Genomic DNA, 8,739 nt, shown 5'->3' on the forward strand with positions numbered 1-8,739 from the left:
AGAAAAAATCCAGACAGCGAGTGGCAATTATTATAATCAATAAAATTGTTGTTCCTGTATAAATTATTATTTTCCTATTGTTTAATCGCATAATTTGAAGATTATAATGGTTTGACAAGGAGTTGCGTTCAGCAGCTAACTTGGCTTGTTAGTAGCTTCATTAATCCCACATAAATCCTCCTAAAAAAGTAAGACCATTATAATTATCCAATTCTTCAATATAGTTTTTAGGTTTATTCCCGCTACTGAATAATTCTTTCTTGAAAATGAATATTTTTTGGTCTTTTTTCTTATCACGAAAGCCATTGGGAATATAACAAAACGCACAATTTGCCATTCTTATTTTTTGCTTTTCCAAAGTAAAATCTACTACATCATATAAAAATTCATCCTTAATAACACGCCGTACTAATTCTTTGGCTTCAATTATGTTATCTGCAAATTCTATGTACAAAAATTCTGGATAGTAAAAATTTATTCCTAAATCCTTACAGAACTGGCATCTTAACATTGGACTTGGACGTTTTTTTGTCTCTCCATTATTGAATTTACGCAATTCTTCAAGGTATTCATCTTGATTAAAATATTGCATAAATTCATCTTTACTTTTATGAGTTATTCCTGCCCAAGTTAAATTGCGCAACCCAGCTAAGGAAGTTGATACACTTTCTATTTCATCAGCTTGAAAATCAAATGTTCCTAAGAAAAACATACTTTTAGCCTTCTTTGCTTGAGCACGTGTTATATCTTCTCCAGTATTATAACAGATAGCAGCATTTGCTTTTTGTATGTTTTGCTCTTTACATAGTTGCATTACTTTTTCTGTTTTAGCTGGTATCATTTTAACCAATTCATCTATACCACATGGTGAAAATTTCGTTACCAAAAAATCTTCATCATAACTTGATATATTAAGCTCTTTGCAGAATTGACAACTTAGCTCTAAATTATCTTCGTCATGTTCTGCCCACCATTGACGGAACTTTGATTGATTTATATAAGTTTCAAATTCAGCATTTGATTGAAACTGTCCAATCCAAATATAAACTTTACTCATATCTTTTCTAATTTATTGGTTGTTCAATTGCTACTAATGGGTTGGTGAGGAACAGCGTTCAGCTGTTATCTCGACCTTGTTAATATTTAGTCTACACCAACCAATAACTGTTGATTATATAATATTTTTGCTATTTCGGTCTGTTTTGCCATATTAATAGTCCAAAGCCAATTTTGGGGACTTATTTTTATAATTTCTCCATAATTATTCTCTTTTACCCAATATGGCAATAATTTGTCTCCAATTTTAATTTGTAGATGATTCATAGATAATAAATTCATCTTATATATATGCCTAAATTTTCCAATGATACTATCTTTATTACAGTATAAGTTCCACCACCTTAGTCCACATTCTTTGAATAAATTCATGGAATTATTTGCACCGCCCATAAAATAAGTATATTCATTTTGTTGCGTATAAAAATAACCGCTAACAGCCTGAGTATTTTGCAGGACTATGGATATATATTTTATCATAAACTCAATAAGATTATTGTCATCAGCATACGTTTCATCGAAATATATTACCAAAACCTCTTCTTCCTGATTATAAAAGCATCCATAATGTTCTGTTGTTGCAACCTTGGCATTTTCAATATAATGAATAATGAACGGATAAAGTAATTTATAATCTATGTTATCATTAGTATATTCAAAAAACCTAGAAAGTGAGTAAGAATACATTCTTGAGTTATCGTTTAATACTCTATCAAATAAAACTCTTTTCAAAATAAAACCACTTTCCTTAAAGAATATTACAGTTTTATTTATCCACTGTAATAGGTCTTCCTTATACCCATTTATGGCAAAACAAACATAATTATGCGTTAAAACTCTTTTCTTGTTCATACTAAATATTAATGATTTGGAAAGGAACCTCGTTTAGAGGTTAGCTTTCCTTGTTATAAACTTTTTTGTTTTTCCAATGGATATCTAATTCTCCATTCTTTAGTCTTTTCTCTCCAACTATTGCACATAAAATGTTGTTATCATAGACAAAATTATATTCTTCTGCCTCCCTGTCTCCCCAGCAAGAAGCATAACTATGTACTTTGCTAATTCTTCCTTTATCGTATTCATACAAATACACAGACCAATCTTTATACGCATTTATACCCTGAAAGATACTCATTTCATGGTATGAATAAAAATAGCTTATTGAGATTATGATTGTATATTGATTGGGTATATATCTTACATGAAATACATGATATGAAAAGGCATCATCATACTCATATATATCAGTTATGATGCCATTTTCTATATTCTCAGGAGCTTCTTGCGAACAAAGTATTTTTCCTTCTGCATCAAAGCCAAAAGAATACAGACCGGCTATTTTTAGACGGTCTTTTTCTTCAACATTTTTTCGTATTCTTCCGCTTGGTAAACCCGCTAACTCATTTTGGTAGGGAGCAGGAACATACAATTCATGGGTTGCATACTTCCATGAAGAGATTTGCCCTAAAACACTTTCAACTTTGGCATGAATGATATGTTCCGACTGTATTAACCGTTGATACAGTTTGTCATTCATTTTCATGATATATATATCATTCTTTATATCCATTGGCTTTATTGTTTATAATGGTTTAGCAGGGAACGGCTTGTCCGTTATCCTGCTTCGTTAACATCATATTTTATTCCCATTCCAGTGTACCATATCGTATGGATAATATGGCAACCCTTTCAGGCTGCTATCATCTAGCCCCAAGACTTTGACCAATGCACCGCTTTCAAAACACCAATAACCGTCATGGTTGATACCATATTTATGGTCGTTGTGCCAAGATAAATCAGAATGACCCCGATACCATTCTTTTTTGAGGTATTTTTCCAATCGTTTTACAGCTTCTGCCTTATCTTGTTCTGCCAACTCTGTAACAGTGATAGCAGCTTGATAGGGTGACGGATATAATACTTTGTTTGTAGTCCTTTTCCAATCTGGGAATCTGTATCTAATCAAGGTGTCATAAATATAGTCTTTTGCTTCTCTATCTTTTATCAGTTGCACCAAACTCTGTATTAGGTCATCTTCATAATCCAACATGATACCTATTGACAAAAGCCACAACATTTCAATATAAAATCCGTTATCCGTCCAAAATCTCGGCATCGTTTTGATGACTTCCACATAATTATTTTTCAGATTATCAATATCCTGTCCCATAGAATACTGTACCAATAAATAACGAAGCCTATAATTGAACAAAGAATCGTAACCTATATGTTTTCCTGAAAGATGCATTTGTTCATAATAACTAATATCTTCATCATACATTTTCAGTTGCTTCAAATACTGTTCTTCGGTAAAAAGTTTATCTCTTGTTTCCATTATGGTACACTGTTTTTGATGTTAATGGTTCAGCAGGGAACGGCTTGCCGTTATCCTGCGTTGTTATCAACTTTTTTCAAACTCAAAATTTATCTGAATCTTTGAATCTGCCGATTGTTTGTGTACTTATATCTATATAAGGAAGTGTCTTGACAATCTTGACATTTTCAATACTTTCACTTCCGCCCAATGCCAGCAGTGGAGAATATCCGAAACACTCGTCATAGCCCGGAGTTCCCATTACTTCTTGAATTACAGGATAATTTTCTAAATCAAACCAACCTTTCAAGATGCTTTTGTTAAAGATTATTTTACTCATCAATAATACGAGATTATCCGGAAGAATTAAATATGTTCCGTATCTTACATTCAAATAAACAATGTAATTTTTCAATCTTGAATTTTTTACATAGGCAAAGACATCACCGAAAGCCGTACACATGAATGGCAGAAACGATTTGTCATAGTCCATAATATAACAAGAGTTTAGTACATCTTGGTAATCTGATGGATTAATGATTTTAAGCATTCCATTACAATAGCTGCCTAGTCCAACTTCTTGCCATAGAGTAGTCAGTTCCGGATAAGACAAATCAGCGTATTGAGAAATAAAGGCATCATCAACCGTTTGCCTTATACTATTGATGTTCTTTTCTATGAATTTCTCGTACATAATAAAAAATAACTATAGATTTATTATTTTTGTTATATTTTCATTTTCCAATTCTGCCATTACTTTTTCCATATATGTATTATAAAGTTTTTCTCTAAATTGAATAGTTTCTTCAGAAAGCATAAATGATTTTAAGGTTAAAAACGGAATGAACCTCTTAATCAGTTCGTTTGTTATAAACTTTATATTTTTCCCTTGAATATGACGGTATCGTAGTAATACCAATATTTCCGTGGGAATTAATTGCCATTCTGTAAAGTAAAACTCATTTTTAGAGAAGTTACCATCATTACATTTTCGTAAATGATAGATACAAATATCATCTATTAGTTGGTTAAACAGAGTCGTGTCATCTGTGCAAATATTATCTATTAATTGGGCATATATGGGGTTAAGCCTCTTCTCTGTATAAATATTTAACAGGTGGCTGTTGTTTTTATTGTAATATTTATCATACATGACAATTGATTCTGGTAAAATTGTATCTTGATAATACACATAAGGAAAATCACTCTTTAATGTATCTTCTATTCTTTCAATTAAAATACATAGCATAATATCGGATTCTTTTTTTGGGAAAAAAGTCAAAACCCCCAAAAAGGCAGATGTTAGTCCGACTTGATTCACTAATTCATTTTTACGATTCGAGTCTGAAAAATAAACAATATAACTTGAATAATAGTAAAATAAATAGTCTAAAAGTGAACAAAAATTATTTTCATTAGGGTCATACCAAAATAATTTACAGCATTTTCGCAAGTAGAAACTAGCAACAAATCGCATGGATAAATAGTCTAATCTAACAATATGAGAAGTCTTTGCAAAAAGTTCTAATTTTTGTTTATTTTCTTCTACGAATGTATCAGGTTCTTTATCTGTTATATTTTCTAATATTTTTTTTATTCGTCTATTCATATATTGGTTGTTTTTTGTACTGTTATAATAATCTAGGAAATTAATCAATCTACCGATAATTAGAATTAGTTGATAATGGTTTGGTGAGAGACAACGTTAAGTTGTTTTCTCGACCTTGTTATAAACTTATCTTATTCCTTTTAACTCCTCTTTCATTTTCTCTTTTAGGTAGAAGAACAACAAAACATGCCAACACAAGTCAAAGGAGAATACGGCTTCTTCCTTTCTCCCTAATGCCTGATAGAACTTACATACATTCCGATATGCCATAAAAACAAATACAAGATAGATAGGTACCAGCATACAAAGACTTAATACCAAGACACAGACAGCTATCAGTGAATTTCTACAATAAGCTTTGTATTGTATCAATGCTTCTTCGTAATCGGAATTTTCCCAATAACCGAATGTTTTCAAATCCTCAATGCTCCAGCCTCTTTCTTCCAATAAATTAATAGCATAATCACGAATTTCATCATCATAGCCGTAACGCTTATAATTTTTCACAACATCTATTAGCTTATCATTGTCAAATCTCTTTAGAATATCAAAATCTTCCATAAAAATTTGTTTTATTGTTTATAATGGCTTGACAAGGAGCTGCGTTAGCAGCTAACTTGGCATATTAATAATAATAATAATCCAACAACTACGATTTTCAATGTTGTTATTCGTATAAAAGATTCACATTCAGTAGAGGAATACTCTCTCTCAAATCCCCCTTACTTCTATGAATTAAGAATGAAACTGATACTGTTTCAAATTCAGAATCTTCAAGAATATAAGGGGTTAAGTGTACTATTTCACCTTTGCCATATAATGAAATTTTTGTCCATTCTTTTTGTGTAAATTCCGGCCACTTTCTTAGTGCATATCCTGGAATTAAGCTCAATTCTTTTATGTCTTCTTTTATGCGAAAGCAACCTTCTTGGCTGAACTTCCGTCCCAATAAAGGACGGATAGAGTCTGTATCTTCAGTACTGTAAATTGGATATGAATATGGATGAATGCCCCAAGTTATTATGATTATTTCTTCTTCAAATAGTTCGTCGATTAGCTCTGTGTTTGAAAATTCGTCGATTAAATCCAATTTCTGATTGCCATACTTTCGAGTTATTATTTCATTCATCTTCGGTAAGTCCACAAGACAGAAACCGAGATAATCATAAGAATCAAAATATTTGTCAAATATAAAAGAATCCGATTTCCCATTTACTTTCGTTTCTGAAAAATAAAAGTAAATAGTGACGATTTCAACAGGTATTGGAAGAACATCTATGACTGGTAATGTTTGAACTGGCTTGTCTTTGAAAATCTTGACTCCTAAATTAAACTCTCCTTGTAAATCAAAATTAATTCTATATTCAGGTAAATTTCTATTTGAAGAGAACAATCTTATATCCGACTTATCGTTCATATATACCTTCCCTAAAACTTCTTGATTTATCAGTTCACCTAATATAGAATCATTAAATGTTAATTGATTTTCAACTTTCTCAAACACACATCTAACATTATATTGACCCGATACACTATTCATAATATTAGGTATAGCATAGCTTATATGGTCTATACATAACTGTAAATTACCTATTAAGTCACTGCTACCTCTAAAAGCTATTGTTTTTATATTTTCCATATTGAGTATTATATGTAGTTGATTATATATGAATCTTGTTACGAACTTAATTATTATTAATGGTTTGGTGAGCAACAGCGTTTAGCTGTTATCTCGACCTTGTTAACATTCTATTTTTATTCTCATCAAATTATGGTATTTCCAAATTCATCTTCTTCATATATGCAGTATCTAATTCAGCTCCTTTCCAGTTTATGTCAGGAGGGAACTGTTCCCATCCGCCTTTGGGTGGTGCAAGCACCCATTTAGGAACAACCTCTAAAAGTAGCTCTGAATGTTCAACCCATTTATTTGAATATTTGACAACCAATCTTAGATTTTTCAAATCTTTATCATGTAGTCCAAACCTTGTATCAACAATATAAATTGAATCACCCACTTTGTAATTAAATTTGCAGATTGAACCACGATAATATCCTATGTCAGAAAACGTGCCTATTGTATATCTTCTATTATCCTCATTAAAAAAGAAGAAAAAATCCAGACAGCGAGTGGCAATTATTATAATCAATAAAATTGTTGTTCCTGTATAAATTATTATTTTCCTATTGTTTAATCGCATAATTTGAAGATTATAATGTTAATGGCTAAGCGGGGAACGCTGTAAGGCGTTATCACGCTTCGTTATAAACTCAATTTACTTTGCATGATTGGCTTTTATTTACCCACCATTCCTGTTCTTCCACCTCACGAGCCTTTTGTATCTCGTCCGTTGTCAGATTCTCATTGTGATAGGCATTATATAGATTTTCCCAACCATTCTTACGATATTTCGGTGATACAATCCATTCGCCTGCATCATTAAACAGGCAGAAGTTTGCAGGAGTATCGGGTATAATCTCATCTGCCCAAGAACAGACTTTTGTCAGTCCCTTTGCGGATTTCCACTTACCCCGATATTCAGATAAGTTCAATTTCAGTTCTGCTATTTCATTCCGTCCTTTCTCTATTTGTTGTCCGCTCATCCGATACCCCTGCTTGAAAGAACCGGAGAATGTACCGCTATATCGTTTATCTCCGTATTCCGCAAACGAGTAATGCCCATATATGAAACCGTCCACTTCCGTATATTCACTTTTTATCATTTGAGAACAGGAAGAAATGCTATCTATACAAACCTTTCCCTTAAACGGACAGATTACGGATAATCGGGTACGACTGATACCCTTTATCTCATATTCTCTACTATCCATTTTCCGAACTTCGGTAATATGAATGTCAATTCGGCTACAATCTTCTCCTAATATGCCAATCATGCTTGAATTGTCAAACAAGCCCGAAAGGTCTTGCCGCAAAATATCCGCTTTGTGATTTTGTGAATAAGCTATTCCACAAATCCAAAAGAGTAGAAAAATGCTAATGTGATATATTTTCTGTGTCATATTTTGCACTATTGTTTATAATGGTTTGGAAAGGAACTCCGTTTAGGGGTTATCTTTCCTTGTTACTGATTTTATTACATTTACCGTCCAAAGAAGGCTGAATTGAATCTATTTTCATTATTGAATCAATCATGTTTGTGCCTTCACTTAAACGTATGAGTTCTTTTATTCTGAAAAAGTTATTTAACTTGTCATCATATTTATAATATGAGTCCACATAAACATTATCTGAAAACCTTGAAGAATAAGTACGTCTTGATACTATACCTTTTTCTTCGATATTGTAAGCCAAAGATGAATAACCAGCATATGGATAATCAAAAACTTCTTTATCTTCCAACACAAGTGTTTTTCCTGTATTACCAAATGAAACAGTAAATATTACTCTTTCTGTCTGTTCGAAACATTCTTTCATACCATCATTATCATCATACCGATATTCAGAAGTCTTTTCAATATATATGCTGTCTAAAACATTGTCATAATCTACATATCCAACCAAAGTATCTCTGAAAATGCAGTCATTATTTTGAGATATATCTGGTAAATCTTTCCAACTTATTGATCCTATGGAAAGAATAGATGTTAATATCAAAAGAAACAGTTTCATATCATATTCTCTATTATCAGTAATGGTTTAGCAGGGAACGGCTTGTCCGTTATCCTGCTTCGTTAACATCATATTTTATTCCCATTCCAGTGTACCATATCGTATGGATAATATGGCAACCCTTTCAGG

At 31.9% G+C, this 8,739-nt stretch carries 11 protein-coding genes; all 11 read right to left on the reverse strand.

The window, feature by feature from the left end; genetic code table 11:
- Window positions 1-160: 160 nt before the first annotated feature.
- The 11 genes from B5F78_RS15165 to B5F78_RS15215 all read right to left on the reverse strand — a co-directional run bounded on the left by B5F78_RS15165 (window position 161) and on the right by B5F78_RS15215 (window position 8,610).
- The gene (locus B5F78_RS15165) at window positions 161-1,057 is read right to left on the reverse strand and encodes an immunity 22 family protein (protein WP_087407119.1); all 897 of its coding nucleotides are present in this window, start codon (window positions 1,055-1,057) and stop codon (window positions 161-163) included.
- Window positions 1,058-1,143: 86 nt separating this feature from the next.
- Window positions 1,144-1,908 (reverse strand): hypothetical protein, encoded by a 765-nt coding sequence (locus tag B5F78_RS15170; RefSeq protein WP_087407120.1) that lies wholly within the window; start codon window positions 1,906-1,908, stop codon window positions 1,144-1,146.
- Between the two features lie 40 nt (window positions 1,909-1,948).
- Window positions 1,949-2,626 carry a hypothetical protein gene (locus tag B5F78_RS15175; protein ID WP_087407121.1) on the reverse strand — a complete coding sequence of 226 codons (678 nt, stop codon included), beginning with the start codon at window positions 2,624-2,626 and terminating at the stop codon, window positions 1,949-1,951.
- A 63-nt stretch (window positions 2,627-2,689) separates the two neighbouring features.
- Window positions 2,690-3,391, reverse strand: coding sequence for a PoNe immunity protein domain-containing protein (locus B5F78_RS15180; protein WP_087407122.1), 702 nt, complete (start codon window positions 3,389-3,391; stop codon window positions 2,690-2,692).
- 82 nt (window positions 3,392-3,473) lie between these two features.
- Window positions 3,474-4,064: a T6SS immunity protein Tdi1 domain-containing protein gene (locus B5F78_RS15185; RefSeq protein WP_087407123.1), complete on the reverse strand. Its 591-nt coding sequence runs from the start codon at window positions 4,062-4,064 to the stop codon at window positions 3,474-3,476.
- Window positions 4,065-4,076: 12 nt separating this feature from the next.
- Window positions 4,077-4,979 carry a hypothetical protein gene (locus B5F78_RS15190; protein ID WP_087407124.1) on the reverse strand — a complete coding sequence of 301 codons (903 nt, stop codon included), beginning with the start codon at window positions 4,977-4,979 and terminating at the stop codon, window positions 4,077-4,079.
- Between the two features lie 126 nt (window positions 4,980-5,105).
- Window positions 5,106-5,540 (reverse strand): hypothetical protein, encoded by a 435-nt coding sequence (locus tag B5F78_RS15195; protein WP_087251719.1) that lies wholly within the window; start codon window positions 5,538-5,540, stop codon window positions 5,106-5,108.
- A 106-nt stretch (window positions 5,541-5,646) separates the two neighbouring features.
- Complete coding sequence (locus B5F78_RS15200; protein WP_087407128.1) at window positions 5,647-6,618, reverse strand: hypothetical protein; 972 nt, start codon at window positions 6,616-6,618, stop codon at window positions 5,647-5,649.
- A 130-nt stretch (window positions 6,619-6,748) separates the two neighbouring features.
- Complete coding sequence (locus B5F78_RS15205; protein ID WP_087407125.1) at window positions 6,749-7,180, reverse strand: hypothetical protein; 432 nt, start codon at window positions 7,178-7,180, stop codon at window positions 6,749-6,751.
- A gap of 70 nt (window positions 7,181-7,250) precedes the next feature.
- Window positions 7,251-8,000: a hypothetical protein gene (locus B5F78_RS15210; protein ID WP_087407126.1), complete on the reverse strand. Its 750-nt coding sequence runs from the start codon at window positions 7,998-8,000 to the stop codon at window positions 7,251-7,253.
- A gap of 49 nt (window positions 8,001-8,049) precedes the next feature.
- Window positions 8,050-8,610: a hypothetical protein gene (locus tag B5F78_RS15215; RefSeq protein ID WP_140400190.1), complete on the reverse strand. Its 561-nt coding sequence runs from the start codon at window positions 8,608-8,610 to the stop codon at window positions 8,050-8,052.
- Between the last annotated feature and the right edge of the window lie 129 nt (window positions 8,611-8,739).

Source organism: Bacteroides sp. An279, assembly GCF_002159615.1.
In the GTDB taxonomy this organism is placed as follows: Bacteria; Bacteroidota; Bacteroidia; order Bacteroidales; family Bacteroidaceae; genus Phocaeicola; species Phocaeicola intestinalis.

Coding starts and splice junctions, on each gene's coding strand:
- B5F78_RS15190 (WP_087407124.1), bottom strand. CDS start 4,979: ATGAATAGACGAATAAAAAAAATATTAGAAAATATAACAGATAAAGAA.
- B5F78_RS15165 (WP_087407119.1), bottom strand. CDS start 1,057: ATGAGTAAAGTTTATATTTGGATTGGACAGTTTCAATCAAATGCTGAA.
- B5F78_RS15180 (WP_087407122.1), bottom strand. CDS start 3,391: ATGGAAACAAGAGATAAACTTTTTACCGAAGAACAGTATTTGAAGCAA.
- B5F78_RS15170 (WP_087407120.1), bottom strand. CDS start 1,908: ATGAACAAGAAAAGAGTTTTAACGCATAATTATGTTTGTTTTGCCATA.
- B5F78_RS15215 (WP_140400190.1), bottom strand. CDS start 8,610: ATGAAACTGTTTCTTTTGATATTAACATCTATTCTTTCCATAGGATCA.
- B5F78_RS15185 (WP_087407123.1), bottom strand. CDS start 4,064: ATGTACGAGAAATTCATAGAAAAGAACATCAATAGTATAAGGCAAACG.
- B5F78_RS15205 (WP_087407125.1), bottom strand. CDS start 7,180: ATGCGATTAAACAATAGGAAAATAATAATTTATACAGGAACAACAATT.
- B5F78_RS15210 (WP_087407126.1), bottom strand. CDS start 8,000: ATGACACAGAAAATATATCACATTAGCATTTTTCTACTCTTTTGGATT.
- B5F78_RS15195 (WP_087251719.1), bottom strand. CDS start 5,540: ATGGAAGATTTTGATATTCTAAAGAGATTTGACAATGATAAGCTAATA.
- B5F78_RS15175 (WP_087407121.1), bottom strand. CDS start 2,626: ATGGATATAAAGAATGATATATATATCATGAAAATGAATGACAAACTG.
- B5F78_RS15200 (WP_087407128.1), bottom strand. CDS start 6,618: ATGGAAAATATAAAAACAATAGCTTTTAGAGGTAGCAGTGACTTAATA.